The 20,769-nt window shown below is 34.9% G+C and carries 25 protein-coding genes; 3 read left to right on the top strand and 22 right to left on the bottom strand.

What is annotated here, in order from left to right:
- Positions 1-9: 9 nt before the first annotated feature.
- From dusB to gspG, 19 genes are read right to left on the bottom strand one after another with little or no spacing between them, the layout of a single operon-like run.
- Positions 10-963: a tRNA dihydrouridine synthase DusB gene (gene dusB, locus ABZC13_RS11320; protein WP_373003732.1), complete on the bottom strand. Its 954-nt coding sequence runs from the start codon at positions 961-963 to the stop codon at positions 10-12.
- Positions 963-1,979 (bottom strand): hypothetical protein, encoded by a 1,017-nt coding sequence (locus tag ABZC13_RS11315; RefSeq protein WP_373003729.1) that lies wholly within the window; start codon positions 1,977-1,979, stop codon positions 963-965. The genes dusB and ABZC13_RS11315 overlap by 1 nt, the downstream gene beginning before the upstream one ends.
- A gap of 16 nt (positions 1,980-1,995) precedes the next feature.
- On the bottom strand, positions 1,996-2,346 hold the full coding sequence (dksA, locus tag ABZC13_RS11310) for an RNA polymerase-binding protein DksA (protein WP_373003727.1): 351 nt from the start codon (positions 2,344-2,346) through the stop codon (positions 1,996-1,998).
- Between the two features lie 9 nt (positions 2,347-2,355).
- The gene (locus ABZC13_RS11305; RefSeq protein WP_373003725.1) at positions 2,356-2,814 is read right to left on the bottom strand and encodes a 23S rRNA (pseudouridine(1915)-N(3))-methyltransferase RlmH; all 459 of its coding nucleotides are present in this window, start codon (positions 2,812-2,814) and stop codon (positions 2,356-2,358) included.
- Complete coding sequence (locus tag ABZC13_RS11300; RefSeq protein ID WP_373003723.1) at positions 2,811-3,374, bottom strand: thiamine phosphate synthase; 564 nt, start codon at positions 3,372-3,374, stop codon at positions 2,811-2,813. Before ABZC13_RS11300 ends, ABZC13_RS11305 begins: the two co-directional genes overlap by 4 nt.
- Positions 3,374-4,222 (bottom strand): acetyl-CoA carboxylase, carboxyltransferase subunit beta, encoded by an 849-nt coding sequence (gene accD, locus ABZC13_RS11295; protein WP_373003720.1) that lies wholly within the window; start codon positions 4,220-4,222, stop codon positions 3,374-3,376. The genes ABZC13_RS11300 and accD overlap by 1 nt, the downstream gene beginning before the upstream one ends.
- 52 nt (positions 4,223-4,274) lie before the next feature.
- Complete coding sequence (locus tag ABZC13_RS11290; protein ID WP_373003717.1) at positions 4,275-5,090, bottom strand: hypothetical protein; 816 nt, start codon at positions 5,088-5,090, stop codon at positions 4,275-4,277.
- Between the two features lie 26 nt (positions 5,091-5,116).
- The gene (locus tag ABZC13_RS11285) at positions 5,117-5,629 is read right to left on the bottom strand and encodes a type II secretion system protein (protein ID WP_373003714.1); all 513 of its coding nucleotides are present in this window, start codon (positions 5,627-5,629) and stop codon (positions 5,117-5,119) included.
- Complete coding sequence (locus ABZC13_RS11280; RefSeq protein WP_373003711.1) at positions 5,626-6,039, bottom strand: prepilin-type N-terminal cleavage/methylation domain-containing protein; 414 nt, start codon at positions 6,037-6,039, stop codon at positions 5,626-5,628. Before ABZC13_RS11280 ends, ABZC13_RS11285 begins: the two co-directional genes overlap by 4 nt.
- Positions 6,032-7,549 (bottom strand): GspE/PulE family protein, encoded by a 1,518-nt coding sequence (locus ABZC13_RS11275; protein WP_373003708.1) that lies wholly within the window; start codon positions 7,547-7,549, stop codon positions 6,032-6,034. Before ABZC13_RS11275 ends, ABZC13_RS11280 begins: the two co-directional genes overlap by 8 nt.
- A 1-nt stretch (position 7,550) precedes the next feature.
- Positions 7,551-9,434, bottom strand: a complete 1,884-nt coding sequence (gene gspD, locus ABZC13_RS11270) for a type II secretion system secretin GspD (RefSeq protein ID WP_373003705.1) — start codon at positions 9,432-9,434, stop codon at positions 7,551-7,553.
- Entirely contained in the window at positions 9,421-10,218 is a 798-nt protein-coding gene (locus ABZC13_RS11265) for a PDZ domain-containing protein (protein ID WP_373003701.1), read from the bottom strand. Before ABZC13_RS11265 ends, gspD begins: the two co-directional genes overlap by 14 nt.
- Positions 10,202-10,735, bottom strand: coding sequence for a hypothetical protein (locus tag ABZC13_RS11260; protein ID WP_373003698.1), 534 nt, complete (start codon positions 10,733-10,735; stop codon positions 10,202-10,204). Before ABZC13_RS11260 ends, ABZC13_RS11265 begins: the two co-directional genes overlap by 17 nt.
- On the bottom strand, positions 10,729-11,106 hold the full coding sequence (locus tag ABZC13_RS11255) for a hypothetical protein (protein WP_373003694.1): 378 nt from the start codon (positions 11,104-11,106) through the stop codon (positions 10,729-10,731). The genes ABZC13_RS11260 and ABZC13_RS11255 overlap by 7 nt, the downstream gene beginning before the upstream one ends.
- On the bottom strand, positions 11,103-12,035 hold the full coding sequence (locus ABZC13_RS11250) for a hypothetical protein (RefSeq protein WP_373003691.1): 933 nt from the start codon (positions 12,033-12,035) through the stop codon (positions 11,103-11,105). The genes ABZC13_RS11255 and ABZC13_RS11250 overlap by 4 nt, the downstream gene beginning before the upstream one ends.
- On the bottom strand, positions 12,025-12,915 hold the full coding sequence (locus ABZC13_RS11245) for a hypothetical protein (RefSeq protein WP_373003688.1): 891 nt from the start codon (positions 12,913-12,915) through the stop codon (positions 12,025-12,027). The genes ABZC13_RS11250 and ABZC13_RS11245 overlap by 11 nt, the downstream gene beginning before the upstream one ends.
- A 3-nt stretch (positions 12,916-12,918) precedes the next feature.
- Positions 12,919-14,133 (bottom strand): type II secretion system F family protein, encoded by a 1,215-nt coding sequence (locus tag ABZC13_RS11240; RefSeq protein WP_373003685.1) that lies wholly within the window; start codon positions 14,131-14,133, stop codon positions 12,919-12,921.
- A complete protein-coding gene (locus ABZC13_RS11235; RefSeq protein WP_373003682.1) occupies positions 14,130-14,618 on the bottom strand; it encodes a prepilin-type N-terminal cleavage/methylation domain-containing protein in 489 nt (162 codons plus the stop codon). The genes ABZC13_RS11240 and ABZC13_RS11235 overlap by 4 nt, the downstream gene beginning before the upstream one ends.
- Positions 14,619-14,620: 2 nt before the next feature.
- Positions 14,621-15,007, bottom strand: coding sequence for a type II secretion system major pseudopilin GspG (gene gspG / locus ABZC13_RS11230; RefSeq protein ID WP_373003679.1), 387 nt, complete (start codon positions 15,005-15,007; stop codon positions 14,621-14,623).
- Positions 15,008-15,148: 141 nt separating this feature from the next.
- Between gspG and ABZC13_RS11225 the strand changes: the two genes are divergently transcribed.
- The 3 genes from ABZC13_RS11225 (at position 15,149) to ABZC13_RS11215 (ending at position 19,337) form a co-directional block, all read left to right on the top strand.
- Positions 15,149-18,091: a cadherin domain-containing protein gene (locus ABZC13_RS11225; RefSeq protein ID WP_373003676.1), complete on the top strand. Its 2,943-nt coding sequence runs from the start codon at positions 15,149-15,151 to the stop codon at positions 18,089-18,091.
- Positions 18,092-18,100: 9 nt separating this feature from the next.
- Positions 18,101-18,481: a hypothetical protein gene (locus tag ABZC13_RS11220; protein WP_373003673.1), complete on the top strand. Its 381-nt coding sequence runs from the start codon at positions 18,101-18,103 to the stop codon at positions 18,479-18,481.
- 190 nt (positions 18,482-18,671) lie between these two features.
- Positions 18,672-19,337, top strand: coding sequence for a DUF302 domain-containing protein (locus tag ABZC13_RS11215; RefSeq protein ID WP_373003670.1), 666 nt, complete (start codon positions 18,672-18,674; stop codon positions 19,335-19,337).
- A gap of 208 nt (positions 19,338-19,545) precedes the next feature.
- Here the strand turns inward: ABZC13_RS11215 and ABZC13_RS11210 are convergent, their stop codons facing one another.
- The 3 genes from ABZC13_RS11210 to ABZC13_RS11200 form a co-directional block, all read right to left on the bottom strand.
- A complete protein-coding gene (locus ABZC13_RS11210; RefSeq protein WP_373003667.1) occupies positions 19,546-19,884 on the bottom strand; it encodes a transposase in 339 nt (112 codons plus the stop codon).
- A gap of 191 nt (positions 19,885-20,075) precedes the next feature.
- The gene (locus tag ABZC13_RS11205) at positions 20,076-20,336 is read right to left on the bottom strand and encodes a hypothetical protein (protein ID WP_373003664.1); all 261 of its coding nucleotides are present in this window, start codon (positions 20,334-20,336) and stop codon (positions 20,076-20,078) included.
- Between the two features lie 2 nt (positions 20,337-20,338).
- Positions 20,339-20,710, bottom strand: a complete 372-nt coding sequence (locus ABZC13_RS11200; RefSeq protein ID WP_373003660.1) for a hypothetical protein — start codon at positions 20,708-20,710, stop codon at positions 20,339-20,341.
- Positions 20,711-20,769 lie beyond the last annotated feature (59 nt).

Genomic DNA, 20,769 nt, shown 5'->3' with positions numbered 1-20,769 from the left:
TATTAGCCATTAATTCACCTGCTCACTATTTTTAAAGAAGTCATCTATTACAGCGCGATATTCACCTATATCAGATATGTTGTTTACGCTGTTTCTAAGTGCTGAAGCACCTTTATAGCCTTTAGAATATGTATGTGTATGTTTTCTAAACATAGCAACGCCATGTGCGCCATAAAATTCTATCATTTTATCAAAGTGCTCCATGATTATATCATGCTTAATATTATTGTCAATGTCTTGGCTACCGGTACGTAGTTGATGAAAGATCCATGGAGCACCGACAGCACCCCTTCCAATCATTACACCATCACTACCTGTATGCTCTAACACCCACTTAGCTTTTTCGTATGAATCTATATCACCATTTGCAATCACAGGGATTGACACAGCTTCTTTGATCTCTTTTATTGCATCGTAATCAACAGCAGCTTTAAACTTTCCGGCACGTGTTCTACCATGAACAGCTAAAAAGTCAGCGCCACTATCTTCAACCATTTTCGCAATCTCAATATGGTTTTTCTTCTCAAATCCAAGTCTGATCTTTACACTTGTAAGGCTTTTATTTGAAGTATCTTTTATTGTTCTGATAATATCACCCATAAGAGGCAAGTTTAAAAGCAGAGAACTTCCACTTCCATGCCCTACAACTTTTGGAACTGGACATCCACAGTTTAAGTCAATAATATCTATACCGTCATATTCGTTAAGAACTTCAACAGCACGTTTTACCATATCACTCTGGGAGCCTGATATCTGTACAGAGTAAGGATCTTCAATTGATGCTTTTTGCAGCATGTGCAGTGTTTTTTCTGAGCCATGAGCTAAAGCATTTGAACTTAGCATCTCACTTACAGTAAGATCGGCTCCAAATTTTTTCACCACACTTCTAAAAGGTAAGTCTGTAAACCCGGCAAGAGGTGCCAGGACATAGATTGGTTTATCAAAAGGGAGTTTATCAATCATTAAATAAACAAGTTGATATTGAAGTTTTTACCACACTCTTTTAGTGCACTGTAAGCCTTAAAGTTTACGTACTCATCATCTTGTGTGTTATGTAGCAGTTCATTAGCAGGAGCAAGCATTTCTAAATCAAACAGTGTGAACATGTAAGCTTCAATTCCATCTTCTCTAGTTTCACTTAGTGTCTCAAAAAGTTTCATTCTCTGTTCTGGAATCATAGTAGTTGAAAGAGCACTGGAGACTTTAATAAGATCTTTTGCATCTAAATCCAAGACATTAAGAAGAGATATTAACGCTTCATTTGAAATCTCTAAAGTATTTTCATCTGCATTGATTCTGGCTAATATATCAAACAAAGACTCTTTAGTTAAAAAAGACTTGTGTTGCTCTATTTTACTCAATGGAGCAGTTTTAACTAGATCTGCATATGCTTCTTTTACTAAACCATCATCGTGATTTTCAGCATTGCTTAGAATATTTTCAGCAGTTAAATCACCTTTTTTATAACGATTTCTATCGTTTTGAATTACTAAAGCATTTTCAGGTTTAAGTGAATATTTCTTAAGTTCTACAACTTCTCCATTCTTAATGTCTTCTATCACTTTTAAAACAGCATCAAGTTTTTCATTTTGAGTACCTGCATTTAAAGAAGCGCTTGGGAATAGAGTCGTATTATCTATTATAGAACCTAGAAGTTGGTATCTAGGAGTTTTGTATATATGATTTCTTTCATCTTTTGCCATATAAGCATCCGCGATTGCATCAATCACTTTTTCATAGTCTTTATCATACTTACGAAGCTTAAAACCAGATAGCATAGAATAAAATGACATATGAAAAACACTTACAATATATAGAATCACAAGAGGAACAATAACCCAGACTGCGACAGGAAATGCAGGTAATGACACACCAAATACTTCAATGGCAGTTGTATCTTGAGAAACGTATGCAAACACATACCATCCCACTAAAGCAATCAGGATTAGTGACGCTATTGTATATCTTTTTATATACATAAATTTGCTCCTTAAATTAACTAGACTTTTCTACTATTTCTCTACAATCAATGCAGTATATTGCATGAGGCTTAACTTTTAAGCGTTGGAACCCTATTGGGTCTTCACACATTTCACATATTCCATAATCACCATTAGCAATTTTCCCTAATGTAACTTGAATCTCTCTAAGCTCTTTTTCTTGTTGAAAGACAATTGCACTCTCTACCATAGAGTTATTATTTACAGAGGCGTGATCGCCCTCATCATTTAACTCTAAAGAATTTAGCTGATCCAGCTCAGCATTAACACCCGAAATGTTCTTAATAATTTGTACTTTTCTACTTTCTAAAATTTCTTTAAAGTAGTTTAACTCACTCTCTTGCACTGACTTTCCTTACTTATGATATGGATGGTTACTTAATATAGAAAAACCTCTATAAATCTGTTCTAGCAAAACTGCTTTTGCTATCTTATGACTCATAGTCAATTTACCTAAACTTATCACGGCATCACTTTGTTTTAAAAAGCTATCCTCAAAACCGTAAGCACCACCTACGAAAAATTTAATGGACATTCTATCATTTAAAAGCTTACTAAATTCAAAACTATCGATTAATTTTCCATCAGGATGCAAAGTTATGCAAAAACTATTCTTTGTATATGGTTCCAAAGCACGTGTATACGCTTGTTTTGAAGCCTCTGGTGAAATAGTGTGTGATTTTGCTACATCTTTAGGAAAAATTTCAATATCTTCCACTTTCGCGAAGCGAGAAATCATTTTTGTTAGCTCTTTGTACAGCGGGTCATAAGTAGATCGCTCTTTTTTTGCTATAGAAACAATATCTATGTTCACTTTATTAATCCACTTCCAATAACGTGATAAGTCACATTTGAAAATTTATCATCAAGTATAACACCACCTATTGCTGCTACAAGATGTTTTGATTTTGAAGCTATTGAATCCAGGTCTGAGCCTAAAACACCTGAAATATCTGTTTTTGTAGTTGTATTCCTATATGCCCCCAAACCTATGTAATTTAAGTCCATTTCATTGGCTTGGAGAACTTCTTCTTCATTATGAGTAGAGATTCCTAAAAGTTTTTCTTTTTTAATCACACTTCTTAGAACTTTCACTGCTTTAAAAACATCTTCATCAATTGCTTTAAGGTCTTCTTGTCCAACATGAACGCCGTCACAATATTCTATAAGCTCATAAGCATCGTTTACTATCAAGAATCCATCGTAGTTTTTTCGTATAAATATAAGTTGTTGTTTTATAAAAGCAATATCAGCATTTTTATTTCTATATTGAATTATTTCTGCATTATTTGCTTTTGCTATCTGTAGGAACTCCTCTAAAGAGACTCCTCTTTTATCGAGAAGCTCTTGATCACACAATGCATAAAGACGCATTAAGCTGCTTTGTTTAGAAGCGTTAGAAGGTCTGAAAGTGTCTTTTTAAGTTCGTTTCTATTTACTATCATATCTACAGAACCCTTTTCAAGTAAGAACTCCGCTCTTTGAAAACCATCTGGAAGAGCTGAACCGATAGTCTGCTCAATAACTCTCTGTCCAGCAAACCCGATAAGAGCACCTGGCTCTGCGATGATGATATCTCCAAGTGTAGCAAATGAGGCGCTAACACCACCCATTGTTGGGTCAGTAAGAACTGAGATATAAGGCAAGTTATGATTTGCAAGTTTTGCAAGTGCAGCTGATGTTTTACTCATTTGTAAAAGAGAGAATGTACTCTCTTGCATTCTAGCTCCACCACTTGCACTTAGGATAATAAGTCCTTCTTTTTTCTCAATAGCACGCTTTACAGCTCTAACAATCTTTTCACCTTCTACTGAACCGAGTGATCCACCCATGAAACCAAAGTCAAAGATTACTACTTGCGCAGATACACCATTCATCACGATTTCACCACTAACTACTGATGATTTTCTTCCAGTCTTTGCAAAACCTTCTTCGATTCTTTTCGTATATGCTTTAGAATCTACAAACTTTAAAGGATCAACAGGGTGAAGGTTACCATCAAATTCAACAAATGTACCTTCATCTTCCAAGAGTTTTATTCTCTCTTTTACACCTATACGAAGGTGAAACCCACACTTAGGACATACGTAATTTTGATTTTCAACTTCTTTGTAGTACATAAGAGAGTGACATGATTTACACTTCACCCAGTGAGAAGAAGATTCGTTTTTAGTTACTTGTTTTTTATCAGAGTTAAAAGAAAAAATGCTTAAGAGGTTCAAAGAATATCCTTTATTATATAAAAATTATCCGCGATTATATCGTATTTAAACTTTAAAACTTAAATGCGACACCAAATTTTATATAATTGTTATATGCTGTGCTGTCTGGTTCGTAATATCCACTGTTTACATTTGACTCAATTATAGTCTGCTTAGAAAATGTGGCTTCAAAAAACAAGTTCATATTCTCGTTGTAATTAAAAGAGATTGGGACAGAAAGCTCCCAGATATTTGCTCCACCAAGAGTAAAGTCAAGTTTAGGATTTGATGATGTCATCACAGTGTCAAAACCATGCTGATACTCTATATTTGCACCTACTTTCACTTTATTTGAAACCATAACACTCACACCAACAATCGGCTTTAAATAGTACCACGTATATACCTCTATTTGTGAAGCTGAAAGCGCCCTCTCCCATTCACGATATCCAATCCCTAAACCATAACTAAATTCAAAAATATTTTTATATATATTTGTGTGTACAAATGAAACATCTGTGTCTAATATGATATTTTGTGTCTTGCTAACTACACTTCCATACGGTTGTCCACTGCCAAGATATGAACCTACATACTTTGTTTCACCACTTAGTAACATTAGGTTTAACTTTATATGCGAATATGCTGACATATCCCTATCAAACACATATCCCAAACTCATTTCAGCACCTGTTATATCCGTGTATGACGATTCTTCACTATCTAGTATAGCTCCAGCTTTGTTATATTCTCTATAGTCCATACTCATACCAACCATAGCAACTGAAGCTGTCATATGAGACTCTTTTGCAGATATGTTACTTATAGTAACGCTAAGAAGCAGACCTATATATAAAATAATTTTTGTGTTTGATTTATTAATTTTCATTTTATTTCTCCTATTATTTCTTGAAGTTACCCAAGTACTTTGACTTTTAATAACACATCTTCCTCTTCTTTAAAGTCAACATGAATCAGATACGATTCTGTAGCATTGTTTTCTGATTTGTAGACTCTGAAACTTTTCGCTTCACCAAAATACTCAACACTAAAATCAGCATCTGCACTTAGCGGATAGTCTTTGAATGGGTTTCTTGACTCTAGTCTATATAGCTTCTGTTCTTTAAATATATATGCTATGAACGGGTTGTATCTGTTATGCATAGAATTTGAGCTTTGTAAAAAAACTATGTCTTCTTTTTTATCTTGAGGTTTGATATCTATTTTGTAGTTTTGCTGTAACGCCAAAGAAAAGTCCAAAAAGAGCACCTTCTTTTTCAACTGCTCACTCTTTATCTTTGAGACCTCTTTTTTGTAAAAGCTATTGGACTCATTTAGAGATGCATAGCTTTTGTATAGAAATATCATGATGATAGAGAGGATACCGATAGATACGACTAACTCTATGAGCGTAAAAGCCTTTCTCATTGGATTCTGAACCTCATAATAGATGCTGAAGAGTCATCTATCTTCAGTACTGTCTTTCCTAGCTCAAAGACTAAACTAGAACTGCCCTCTTCACTCTCACTCATATCAATGCGCTTTAGCTCTTCATAGTCTACTTTTACTTTTATGATTTTGAGTTCTCGCCTTAGCTCATCTTCAACTCTGAACTCACTTAGCAAGTCATCGAGATCAACACTCTTTTTCTCATATCCATAATCCTTGTTTGAGATAAAAAGGGAAGTGTATTGGTTTATTTTAATGGTATTGCCGAGCTTTGAGAATATATGCGAAGTATTTCCTTGCATCTGAAGCAGTGCCATAATGACTACAGATATAATCATTACAGCTACCATAACTTCTATGAGGGTAAAAGCACTTCTAGCTTTATGCATGTTCCATACCGACACGTATCGCTTCATCCAGAGATGTCTCACCGCGAAGTAGCATCTGAGTTAGTTGAGTAGATATAGTCTTAAGTCCAGCACGTTCAAGTTCAATTTTTATAGTATGTTCATCAGTTGTATTTTTTAGCAGGTCTTTTATGCTGTCATTCATCACTAAAAGCTCACCTATAGAGCGACGACCTGTATATCCGCTATAGTTACACTTCTTACAGCCTGAAGCCTTGTATATCTTAGCATCTATAGGCAGGTTATAGTCCTCTGCAAAGTTCTCAGCTATAGTATCTTCCTCTTTACACTCATCACACAAGATACGAGTTAGTCTTTGAGCCAAGATGCCAAGAAGTGAAGATGAGATAAGAAATGGTTCTATCCCCATATCTGCAAGTCTAGATATCGTAGCTGCAGCTGAGTTTGTATGAAGAGTTGAAAAGACCAGGTGACCGGTAAGTGCTGCACGAACAGCTATAGATGCTGTCTCTTCATCACGTATTTCACCTATCATGATGATATCAGGGTCTTGTCTAAGGATAGAGCGAAGAGCAGATGCAAAGGTAAGCCCTACTTTCTCATTTACTTGTATTTGAGCGATATTATCAGACTTATACTCAACCGGATCTTCAACCGTTATGAGGTTTTTTTCAGGCTCTTCAACTTCACGTAAAAATGAGTGAAGCGATGTTGTCTTACCACTTCCAGTAGGTCCCGTAACTAAGATAATACCGTGAGAAGTACGAAGAAGTTTTTTCACATCACCTATCAGCTCATCATCAAATCCAAGCTCATTAATTTGAGGTATCTGTGAGCTTTGCATCAGAAGTCTCATAACAACTCTCTCACCATAAAAAGTTGGTAGTATAGATACACGTACATCAAGAGTCTCACCTGATATTTTTATCTGAGTTCGTCCATCTTGAGGTATGCGTTTTTCTGAAATATCAAGGTTTGAGATTACTTTTATACGCGAGATTATCAGGTTTACCACCTTCTTATCCAAGTCTGCATTTTTACTTAGCATCCCATCTACACGAAAGCGTACTTCACCACGTTTTTCTTGCACTTCTATATGTATATCAGAAGCTCTTTTTTTGATAGCCTGATAAAAAAGTGCATTTACAAACTTGATAATAGGAGCAGACTCTTCACTTGTCAAGATATCTGAAGAAGTTCTTAAAAAGTCCGTTAAAGAGATATCTTCTTCGCCTGTTTCTTGCTCAGAGTCTTCTTGCATCGTAACTATGGCTTTATCTGTACGAAGCTCTAAAAAACGGTTATAGAGTCTGTCATAAGAGTCTTCATCGAGCATATGAAGTGGATATTTCTGCTCTAACTTTGTGTAGAAATTACTAGCCTCGACCAAGTAACGCTCACACATAAAAGCACATACTTCTTCATCAATACTGCTAAAGAGAAGATAGTTTTTTACACTTAACTCTGTAACTATGTCTGATGGTTCATAAGCTTCTAGTTTAAGATTATGAAGAGGCTCTAGCTTTAGCATCTTAGTAGTCTCCCGACTCTTCAGATTTTAAAATATCAACACTATCAGCTTTTTGTCCATGAACTTTATTGCTCTTTTTCTCTATCTTATCAAATACCTTTAGATTATAATCTTTTTGTATTTGAGCAAGCATCCCTAAATCTCTTTGTAACCGGGATAGTTTCTCACTTTTGTCTATAATATATGGAGTCAATATCACGACCAAGTTATCTTGCTCAGCTGACGTAGTAGTAGATGAAAAAAGATACTTTCCTATATATGGAATATCTCCTAAAAGAGGAACTTTGACAGTAGAGTCACTATCGTAACTCTTAACAAGCCCACCAATAATAATATTTTCACCATGACGAAGAATAGCTTGAGTCTTAACCTCTTGCTTGGATGTTACTGGCTGTCCTGTTGCATTATTTTTCCCATCATCTAAGACATTTTCCAGTATTGCTTCAACATCAAGTGTTACTTTATCTGATGAAGATACACGTGGTTTTATCTTTAAAGTAAGACCTACATCTTCTCTTTTGTATGAGCTTGTAACACCTGAACCTAGATTTGCACTAGAAATAGTGCCTGTCGACACAGAAATAGTTTTACCGACGTATATAGATGATTCTTTGTTATTCACACAAAGGATAGATGGATTAGATACTGCCTTTGAAGCACCATTAGTCTGTAGGAAGTCTATGGTAGCTCCTAAAGCAAATGCTGACTTTGTTCCTGAACCGATAGCACCTAAAAAGTCTACTACACTTTTTGCTGCTGCATCTGTAAGTGCTTTGTCACCGAAGTTTGCACTCATAGCGTATAGTCCTCCAGAAGAGACATCTCCACCTGCAAAACCATACTTAACACCCAAGGCTTCAGAATCATTTTTATTTATTTCTACGATTCTAGCTTGTATATATACTTGATATTTTTCTTTATCCAACTCATCTATAATAAGCTTGATTCCCTTAATGATAATAGGCTCACCAATAACAATAATAGCATTTATCTCTTCACTCGCAGATACATTAGGTTTCATATCCGGATCACTGAATGTCTGTTTTGATATGATATCATTCAGACTAGCCAGTACTGCCTTAGCATCTGAATTTTTAAGACTGAATATCTTAACAGTTTTACTTATATTTGACTCTATATCAAGTTGTTTTATTAAATCCTCTACTTTTTCAACATTTGACTCATCTCCGACAACTATGATCCCATTTATATTGTCATCTAAAATAATCTTTACCTGCTGAGAAGATACTTTTTCGTTAAAAAGCGATTTAGAGATATCTACCAAACGAGTCTGTAGTTTCTTAGCTTCTGCATGTCTTATTTGAATTATTCTAACTATAGCTTTATTATTAGTATCTATGTCTGTTATGACTTTTTTTATCGTCTCTATATTATTTGGATAGTCTGTGACCAAGAGAGTATTACTCTCTTTCATAGTCATAAGTTTTGCTGTTTTTGACATAAGGTAACGAATCTTTGCAGCTATGATATCAACATTTTCACCTTTTACTTTTATGGACTGAGTTACCATCAAAGAACCATATAGTTTTTTACCCTGCTTTACAACTCTGGCATTATGGTTTGAAGCCTCAGTAGATCTAACAACTTCATAAAGTGAGCCTTTTTGCATTAGAGTAAAGCCTTTTGACTCTAAAACAGACACCAAGATACCAATAAGCTCATCATCATAAACAGGAGTAGTGCTAACAAAGTTTACTGTACCGTTTACTTTATGGTTTACAAGTATATTTTTATTTGTAACTTTTGATATCAATTTTATGAAGTCATCTATCTCTAGGTTAGAGAAGTTAATATTCACTTGCTCTCTTGCCGATAAAACCAACACTAAACTAAGAACTAAAAAAACTATTTTAATTAATCTCATATACTAACTCCACTTCTTGATTATCTCTTATGACTACAATTTGAACCGTATCCAAATTATCAATATTTTTATAAATTTGTATTGCATCTTTGTATGACTGAAGTCTTACATTATTCGCTTTTATGATTATATCCCCACGCTTTAGACCCAAACTCTCGAACTTTGAGTTAGGATTTATTCTAGTTACTTTGAAACCTTTTAAATCATTACCGCTCTTTACCTCTTGCAAAGATATGTCTTTCCAGATACGATCTGGGTTTTTAGCGTAGTAAGATATATCTTGACGTAAAACTTCTGATGAAGTCTCTTGTTGTTTTGCAACTTTAGTAATAGTAGAAGTATTCTTAACCATTTCTAAACTTAATACAAAGTCTGAGCCATTTTTACTAAACATCGCACTTTTAGAAGATATAGATTTAAGTTCATAGCCTTGGTAGTTCTCTCCTACACTGATGATAGAAGTCTTTTTAGGCGCTGATTTCATAGCGACTATAACAAAGCCTTTATACTTCGTACCATAAAGTCCTTTTAAAACCATATTTGTGATGCTTATACCACTTTCACTCTGCTTTGTAACTGAGTTCTTTTTTGTCTGAACTTTTACTATCATGTTACTAAAATCAACTCTTTGATATTTAGGCTGATAGCTCTCTTTTACGTTAAGTTCAACTCCATCATTTGGCAGGTACCACAAAGCAAAAAGAGAGATAGCTTTGGCAATAACCAAGAGTATAAGCAGTTTTGTAAGAACTAAGATAAATTTTGAATTAGAAAGTTTTATCATACACAAAATCCCCGTTTTTGGTTTTACTTAGCTGTTTCAAACTGTTTTGATAGCTTTTAAGCATTTCTTGCGATGGCTTTAACTTAAGATGCAAGCTATTGTCCGCTATGTTAAACTCGCCTTCTAACTCACCAAACTCACCTACTGCTTCTATGGTTGCATATAGTGGATTAAAGATAGAGTAGACAACATTTACACTCTCAATATTTAGAGGAGCAAACGATTTTGCCGTACTTGATAAAGTGATGCCTTTTAAATTCACAGAGTTGTAAAGGGCAAAAATAGTTACAGAAGTTTTACTTACTTTAGCACTTGAAATAGACTTAAAAGAGATATCTGCATCTGTGATATTCAGAGTAAATCCACTATCTTTTACTTGCTCGTTACTGATGACTACATCTACCTGCTTTATCTTCTCTTCAAAAGAGAAGTAGATGCTATCCTTTGGAGTAAAGTACATAAGTGCAAGCATAAAAAAGAGAGTATATGCAAAAAAGATAGATATTTTTTTTACCATTTTATCTCCAGATGCAAGCTAACTGTTGTATCACTTATTTTTTTGATTCTTAACTCTGTTATGTTATACGCACCGTTTAGGATTCTTCCCATAAGTAAATCCAACTCTTTAGAACCCATACTTTCAGAGCTTAGTACAACTCCTGTTTTAGTTTTCTTTTGCACTACAGATGCAGACTTTAGAGATGCCAAATTGACTTTTTTTGTATATATCTCTTTAAGTCCACTTAGCTGTGTTGAAAGTTTTGAGCTCTCTCTATATGCCGCTTTAGCTTCTGCAAGTTCACTTTTTGCACTACTTAGTTGAAAAGACAAAAAGAGGAGTAGAACAATAAGAAAAAGTCCTAAGTAGAGTGGATTTATACGATTCATAATACCATCTCCAGATGCAGAGTCTTGTTCTTAATCTCAGTTGTAAATTTCACTTTCTTAGACTTTAGAGTGTTTTGGATACGCGAAAGAGTCAATTCTGTAGCACCGCTGAACTCAGCATCCAGTGTTTTTTCTTTAAGAGCAATCTTTTCAAGTTTTTCTGCACCTTGAAGTCTAAGTGACAAGAGATAAGAACTGTATTCTCTAAACTTTGTCTGCTTTTCATGAATAGTCTCATACTTCTTTAACATCGACTTGTTTTGTAGCATAGTAGGCTTTAGTTTGTGTTTAGCGAAAAGCTCACTGTTAAGCTCCAAGACTTCTGATGTTTTTTGCAAAGTTATGAGGTATTCGCCAAATACGAGTATAGATAGAACTACTAAAACAGCACCTATTTTGTAAAGGCTAGAGTTTTCTACTATATGTGCATATTGATGTAAAATAACTTTGTGTTTAGATGGAGTCAACTCAGACATATCCAAGTCTCCACTCTCTTCTATCCAACAGCATGGTACTAAAACTACAATGCCATCTTTTACATAGATGCTTTGAGCTTCATTTATCTTTACAGCACCTCTAATATCTTGCATCTCACTCTGGGCGAAATACACACTTGCAACATTTGAAAGTGAGATGCCGGCTTTATTCATAGCATCTAGTATTACCCTGTCTTCATAGGCAAATATGAAAAAATCTTCTTCTTGTTTGTAAACGCTATAGCTGTAATTTCCCTCTGGAAGAGTATCTTCAAAGAGCGATGGAAGAAGCTTTTTAGCTTCTCTTGCATATTTTAGTGGCAGTGAGATTTTTTTAACCCAGTAAAGAGATGGAGAAAGTATTATGTTTACTCTCTCACCATCAGAGATACTATAGTGATGCGCTGAGTTTGGGTCTAAAAACAGTGTTGTCAATTTAGCATTAAATTTCATAAACAAAGTTAGACCCCTTATTGTTTTCTATATCGTACTCAAATCTTATATTTGCACTCTGCTTGTCTTGTATGATACTCAAACGAACATCTATATAAGGCTCAAAAGGATTTGTATCAAATCTATCTAACATAGACATTTCTTCTTTACTAAGACCTATATCCGCTATAGAATCATAAAAACCTGAACTAAGCTCTATCGCTCTTTGCTTAGAGCATCCGAGGATCATCTCCCATACTTCAGCTGTTGCAAAACTCAAATCTATCTCGTAATCTTTGTCACTACTATAGTAAAAAAGCTTTGCAAAATCTATATTTTTAAGACTATCTTCATGGTAATAATTAGTATAGTACTCATTTAGTTCAAGAAGATGTTTCTCTGACACGATGTACTCTCTAAATAGATTCGGTTTTTTATCAAATAAGTCACTATTATATGATATGTCCTCTTGATTTATACCCATTGAACTTAGCAGTATATCAACATACCTAGTAATAACCATATAATTACTCACGTACTGTTTAAGCGATTCTACTCTCTTTTGGTTTGGAATATTTCCAGAAACTAAACTATTAATATTAAATCTCGATCTTGCACTTGAGAGTTCTATACTTACCTTGATTCCATTTGCTTCAAAAGGGATTATTGAACTCTCAGACAAAAAGACATTTAACTCTGCACTTGAGTTTATATCTTGCAGTTCTTTCGAATTTTTTAAGATGTTTAAAACATCGTCTAAAATCACACTGCTTTGATATAAAAACTTCTCACCTTCAACATAAGCAGAAGCTTGGTTTAACTGCTTAAATCCGATACCTATGCTGATGGTTATAAGCATAATAAAAAGCAGTGTAATGAGTAGCGCGATTCCTCTTCTCATGTTCTAGCCTATACTCATAGAAAATATCGGTAAAAGCATTGCAGCTACAATAAAACCGATACTCCCACCTACAAATAGCATCAGAGCCGGCTCTAAAAGAGTCAGCAACATACTTATCTTGTCTCTGTTTTCTTCAAAGTAAAGCTCAGAGATATTTGTAAGAACATTTTGAACCTGAGAAGTTTCCTCACCCAAAGCTATAGACTGTATGAAAGCATAGTCTATCTTTGTTTTTGAGTCATTCAGAGCATTTGAGAGCAGTTTTCCCTCGACAACTTTTTTTGCAGATTCAGTAAATAACTCTTTTAAAACAAGATTGTTTAATATATTTGCACTCAGGTTTATAGTCTCAACAAATGGTACACCTGAACGAGTAAGCAGAGATGCTATGTATGAAAACCTTGCAAGCTCACTCTTTTGTGCGATATGACCAAAAAGAGGAAGCTTTAGAATAAGTTTATGTACAGCGTATGCAAAACCGTAACTCTTTTTCATCAAAAGTATAAACGAAGATATAAAAGCAAAAATTACGACTAGTATAGTTGTAAAGTTGTTGTTAAAAAAGTCACCCATAGCTATAACAACTTGTGTTGGAAGAGGAAGTTCCTGATCCATAGACTCAAAGATGCCTGTTATCTGAGGAACTACAAAAGAAAGCATAAACGAAATCATAAGAAGTGAGACAACTATCATAAAAGTAGGATATGCAAAAGCACTCTTTATCTCTTTGTTTATAGCATCCTGCTCTTTTAAAAAGCGTGAGAGTTCCATAAGCACTTCATCAAGTATACCGCCGTTTTCACTGACTTTGATGGACTGCTTAAAAAACTCGGGCAGGATTACTACACTTTGAGACTCTAACGCAGAGTAGAAGTTATTTCCCTCATCTAGATGCGTACTTACCGTACTTAAAAAAAGTTTCATCTTCTTGTTTTTTTCATAGTGAGTCTGAATGATTTTAAGTGCTGATACTATCGTGATACCGGAGCGGATGTACATAGAAAGCTCACGAGAAAGTCCCGCTAACTCTCTAGGAGAGATTTTATATCTTCTAGAGAGGCTAATATTTTCATAAAAAGCCGGAGAGTCTTCAGAGATGCTCTCGTAGATGATCTTTTTTACTCTGAGTTTATTTTTTGCTTCATCTAAAGAGATAGCCTCTATGTTCTGGCTTACTTTTTTTCCATCGCTATCGATGCCTTTATACTTAAAAATCATCTAAGCACTTCTTGTGAGAGTTGTACTTTTGCATCTGTAGCTTCTTGCAAAGAGTTGTATACACCAACAGGTGACAAGTAAGTTGAAAAGTCATAAAACAGATCTTTATACTCTACTATCACTTGCTGCCCTATGCCTTTTTTATCCACGCTGTATGAGAAACATACATCATCATCTTTCTCTACTTCTACCATGCCGTATGAAAAGTCATATCTATAACTTCTCACACTCTTATCCAAAAAGTCATCCAACTCTTTAAACTTTTCACCGTCTACCAAAACTTTACACTTAGAACAATCATATAAACACAAAAGTTCTGCACTTTTTTCATGTGGCAGACCTTGTAAATACTCTTTCAAGTTCTCTAATGTAAGTTTTTCAGTCTCATCTTTTACTTTTTCAAAGTTACCTACAGAGATAGTGTAAACTATGCCGATAATTAAGATAACGATGATAAGTTCTATGAGTGAGAAAGCTTTTTTCAAGGCTACTTACATTCACTCATTTTAATATCAGAAGCCGAATCTTCTCCGCCCTCTTTCTTGTCAGCACCAAGAGAGATAAGTTCTATAGAACCACCATCATTTAAGTAGATAAAAGAATTTCCCCAAGAGTCTTTTGGAAGCTTTTTATCTTTAAAGTAGCCTTTCTCTGCTAAGAGCTCAAGTCCCTCTTCTGTTGAAGGATAGATACTGTTATCTACCTTGTACATGTCCAGTGAACCGTTATAGATGCTCTTCATCTGAACACAGACCAAGTTTCTCTTAGCCTCTTCACCCTTACCTGTTAAGCTCGGCATTACCATAGCCGCTAAAAGACCTAAAATAACTATTACTATCATTAATTCTATTAGAGAAAACGCTTTTCTTTGCATTAAAATTACCTTTTAATATTTTGAACTCTTATTATAGTGAAAAATGCTGTTCTTAAATATTAAATTTAGATATTTTAATTTAGATATTTATTATTAAGTCATTATTGGATAAAGTCTACATAGACATATACTGGACAATTTATGAAAAACAAAATACTCTTAGCTTGTTTATCGGCTCTATTACTAATTTTTACTGCCTGTAGTGGCGGTGGAGGCGGTGGAAGCAGTTCTCCTGCAACCTCCTCGTCTCCTGTTGCATTTCTTATAGATGCTGCAGTTGAAGGTGTAACATTTACTACAAATAGTAACGCTGGATTAACAGGTGCAGACGGTGCTTTTACATACGCTAGCAGTGATGTAAATGTATCTTTTACCATCGGTGATATTCTACTTCATGATTTTAATATGTCCAACCTAAACAGTGACAAAAAGATCCTTATAACTGACCTAGTAGGTGTAGACAGAAACGACTCCACAAATACCAAAGTTGTAAAAATCCTTCAACTACTTCAGTCTTTAGACAGCGACAATAATGCTTCAAACGGTATCACTATCAGTTCTGCTACGAGAACTGCGCTTATCGGTTCTACATTAGACTTCTCAGATGCTAACCTAACCGTAAACGATATCAACACTACTCTTACAGGAATCGGCGAGACTTTAGTAAGTCAAGATGAAGCAATCGCGCACTTTGAGCAGACTTTAAATGATGACTTTAGCTATGCACTAGATAGTATAGCCCCTATATTTAACTCTTCAAGCACTATAACTATAAATGAAAATCAAACTTTTGTAATCAACTTAGACATTTTAGACTCTACTGCTGTGACACTCTCTTTAGGCGGTACAGATGCTGCCAGTTTTAGCATAAGTGGTACTACACTCTCCTTTAACACTGCACCTGACTTTGAGGTAAAAACTAGTTACGCGCTAAGTGTAACTGCAACTGACACTGTAGGAAACACAACCACTCAAAATATCAGCGTAAATATCTCAAACCTAAATGACAACTCACCTGTTATCTCATCTCCTGCATCTGTGAGTGTAAATGAAAATCAGACATCAGCTATAGACATAAATGCAAGTGATGCTGATAATAACTCTATAACTTACAGTTTAAGCGGTACAGATGCAGCAAGCTTTGATGTTAACAGTTCAAGCGGAGTTGTAACATTTAAAGTAGCACCTGATTATGAAACAAAATCAAGCTATTCATTTAATGCTATAGCTAGTGATGGAGTAAACAGTGACACTCAGAGCGTGACTATAAACATTAACAATATTAGCGACGTTATACCTACTATAGAGAACTTCACTGCATCTATAGATGAGAACGCTTCCATAGGAGAAGTTTTAGGAAGTGTGACTATTACAAGTAGCGGAGATGCAAATGTCACATCATTTACACTTAGTGACACTACAAACTTTCTCATAAGCTCCAGTGGAGTAATAACTACAAAGACAACGCTAGATTACGAAACTACCCAAGTTTACAATCTAACTGCTTATGCAACAAATGCTGCAGGAAACAGTCTTAGTAAAAATATCACTATTAATATAAATAACATTGCAGATGTAGTTCCGACACTAAACGCATTTGCAGGTTCAGTAGATGAAAATGCCACTATAGGAACCTCTATAGGAACTGTTAGTGTAAATAGTTCAGGAGACAGTTCTATAACATCATATACTCTTAGCAGTACTACAAACTTTCTCATAAGTTCAAGCGGTGTTATAACGACTAAAACGACTCTTGACTATGAGACGACTCCGCTCTACAACCTGACTGTTTATGCAACAAATGCAGCAGGAAACAGTTCAAGCGTAAATGTAACCATAAACGTAAGTGACATATATGAACTTGTTCCGCTAAACATACCGACAGTAGTAGTGGTTATGAACTGGAACAACTATTCTGAGACAGATGCTTCAGTATGGTATGACAAGATATTCAACGCATCTTTAGGATCTGTAAACAACTACTTCAATGAGACAACAGGCGGAAAACTCCAGATAGTGCCAATAACTGAGAGTTCAGGAACTGCTAACGATGGTATTATCATGGTAAGCATGGGTAAAAACCATCCTGGTGGCTATGATAACACTACATTTAGAGATACTGAAATTACCAATGCTATAACAAATGCTGAAGTAGTCAACAGTGCAGACTTTGCAGCTCTTGACACAAATGGTGATGGAGCTTTAGACAGAAGAGAGTTACAGATTATCTTCATAGTTGCAGGTGGTGAGGAATCTTACGGAGATCCTGTAGATCATTCCATATGGGCACATGCTTGGGCATTTGACAGTGGTTCTACACTTCAAGTTGACGGTAAGTATGTTATGAGATACACTGGAGTGAAAGAGACTTCAGGTGGATATGGAAGATTTGGAGCAAATCACGATACACATAAAGCCACCATAGGCATCATCGCACATGAGCTTGGTCACTCACTTCTTGCTCTAGGAGACTACTATGACAACGGTGGTGGTTCCGGTCTTGGCTGGTATGATATCATGAGTGGCGGTTCTTGGGCTTATAAAAGTGGAGATACATATCCTGGAGAGACTCCGACGCAGTTTACTGCTTACAACAGAGTAGATGCCGACTTAGATGCAGGTGTAACAGATGTAAACTCATCTCAGAGTGTTACTATAACTTGTAGTTCAAGAGAGCTTATAAAACTAGTCACCACTAAATCAACTGAGTACTTTATGATAGAGTGCAGAGACACAGCAAAAACAAACTCTGACATTGCACTGCAAAGAGCTGACAGCACATTTACTACCAACAGACTATTTATGGCTATGTACCATATAGACACAGCAAAAGCCGGAAATACAGAAGATGGAACTCAGACAAACACAAACCACTACAAAGTAGCACTGGTAGAAAAAGATACTGGGACACTTCTAACAAGTACTATAAATTTAAAAGCAGATTTTGACGATGTATACACACTAGGAGATACCATAGACTCAACTAGAACAAAACTATATGACACTACGGATACCGGCTATAGTGTTACGGTAACAGCAGAAGACTATACCAATAGAACAATGACTATTAGCATCACAAAGTAAGGATGGACTATGAAAATTTTAAAAACACTACTCTCACTGACACTACTTAGCAGTATCTTATTAGCAGGACCTGCCATAACAGGTACGAGGATTTTCACTCAGCCGGACGGTACAAAGTTTGAAGGTGTCCTAAAAGGAGATTCATCATTTCACTGGATAGAGAGTGACGGAAATGCAGTAGTATATGATCCAAAAGACAAGTTCTACTACAAAGCTACCATAGACAAAGACAAAGGTCTCATCCCTACAAAAGAAAAACCTAATATTAAAGTAGACAACAAGTCATCAGCTATAAATGAAAATACAAAAAAGCATGACATTTCAAAAGAAGATAAGAAGAGTCTAAAAGAACTTTACAAGAAATCAAAAACTGGAAACTACCCTAGATAGTTTTCTTATCCACATATACATTACTACAAAGAATAATTTAAATAAGTGATATAAATATAATTTATACAAAGCGTGTAGTTTTGTAAACTTTTTTTACTTTATTACATTTTTATCACTTATTTATCTCTTTTTTTTGATATATCATAATTTTTTATATTATAATAATGGAAATATGAATCATGGAGAGAAAATGAAAAGAAATATAATAATGATGGTGGCAACAGTAATTGCTGCATTTACAATGACTGGTTGTACTATGACAAAAATGGGTGTAGCATATATGGGCTTCCCATCAGAGGCACAAGATGCTTATGCTGAAATGATGGGAAATCTATCTGAAACAGGTGATCCAGCTCAGGCTATGATGAAAGAATGGTTAATTACTGATGAAGATTTAACTGAAGATGATATCTTCGATGAGATGAAATCATTAGCTGGTGATTTCAACATGAGATTTGTTGGTGAAAAACCAATGTTTAGAATCAAAGACCCTAAGCCAAACCAAGTATCACGTGCTAGAATTGGTGAATTTTGTTCTTTAGGTGTTGCTAAGAAGATGTTAGACCACTCTCGTTTTTACGGTGGTTTCATGCCATGTCGTGTAATCTATGTTGAGTATGGTGATGGTAGAAGATACTTAGTTTCTATGGATATGACTCTTGCACTTTATGGTGGAACTGATAAAAAGCCAATTGATCCAGCTCTTATGGAAGACATGAAAAATATTATGAATGCAATGGAAAAAATTCCTTTAAAAGCAGCTGGTTATGATCAGCAAATAGATGCTGATAAAGCAATGATTAAATATTATACTGAGAAAGGTATCAACGAAAGACTACCTACTATCAAAAAATAGTTTACTCTCTCACTCATCCCCACTTTCTGAGACTATGAAAGAACTTCTTCTTTCCAGTCTTATTTTCAATCCCTATATTACCCTAGGGGTTGAATATCCTTAGATTGTTTAATCTCTAGACTATTATCTTCTTTATCTATTTTCTGTTTTGCTTTTTTCTTTAAATATTCCTGTTCCTTATCACTCAAGGGTTCTCCAAGAAACTCATTTAGAGTTTTAATATCAAATTCTCGAAGGAGAATTGAATCTGAACAGCATGGATAGTATGGTTTATTTTTAAAGATAATATGCGATATTGTGCATAGTTTGCATTTACGATTCTCATGAATGTAGAAAGATTTTCTTTTTGGGTTTCTATGAGTAGATGGTAGTGATTGTCCATCAAACAGTAGTCATGTAAAACCACTTTATGAATAGTAGCAGTTTTGTTTATTATCTGTAGAAACATATCTTTGTCATTACTATGATTAAAAACATTACAGCGATTTACTCCACGGTTTATGACATGATGATAACCAGCGAAATCAACTCTAGGTCTTGTCGGCATCTGCTTATCCTTAGTTTTAATGATAAACAGTATCTTATTTTACTCAGGACAATTAATTATATGACAATTTGAAAGATTATTTGTAAAAAAATATGTCCCCACTCAAAAGAGCAGGAGCAGAGAAAAGTGGATATTCAACCCCTGGGGTGTAATTTTCATACCACTTCGCTTTTATCTTCTTTTTATTTACTCTATTTTTTCCTTAACTTAGTGCCATTCCCCTTGGGGTGTAATTTTAATTTTTCTTTTATTACTTTCAAAAGTTCTTTAAACTCCATTGGCTTATATTTATGATATATGTACGCAAATGGCAAAGCAACTAATGCTAATGTACTAACATTATTAATATCAAGTTCTATTAAATATGCTATATCTAAAATCATAATAGTAAAAATAAACCAAACTATTAAAATACTTAAATAAGCAATAAAATATTTAACTGTCTTTTTCATACTTAATGTAACTCCGTTGATTGATATTGAGGTGGTAAATAATCATTAACTATTTCTTGTGAAGTATGACTATCTGGACTTATCATAAACTTCATTGTTGTAGCAGCGGTTGAAACAACCCCTGACCAAAAAGTTAATACTAAATTCTTTGTAGCCATTCCATACACAGATATAGCCCCCGAAACATCTGCAATTTTCTCAAATCCATTTGCGACAATTCTGTGAGATTTAATTCTGTCAGCATCCGTGCCCATAGCCCTATTTAATCTTGGATCCATCTCATCATTAAACATATGAACAAAAGCACCAGTAACAGCACCGTTAGCGAACTTTCCACCAGCAATAGCAGATGTTGTTCCTCCAACAACAGCCATTATAGCCGTTCTTACTTTAAAGCCTCCGAAACCTTTGGTTCCAACAGAAAACCCACTAC

This window comes from Sulfurimonas sp., assembly GCF_041563035.1.
Classification (GTDB): Bacteria; Campylobacterota; Campylobacteria; order Campylobacterales; family Sulfurimonadaceae; genus Sulfurimonas.
The sequence above is the reverse complement of the archived record's forward strand: the minus strand, read 5'-3'. Positions and strand labels throughout refer to the sequence as shown.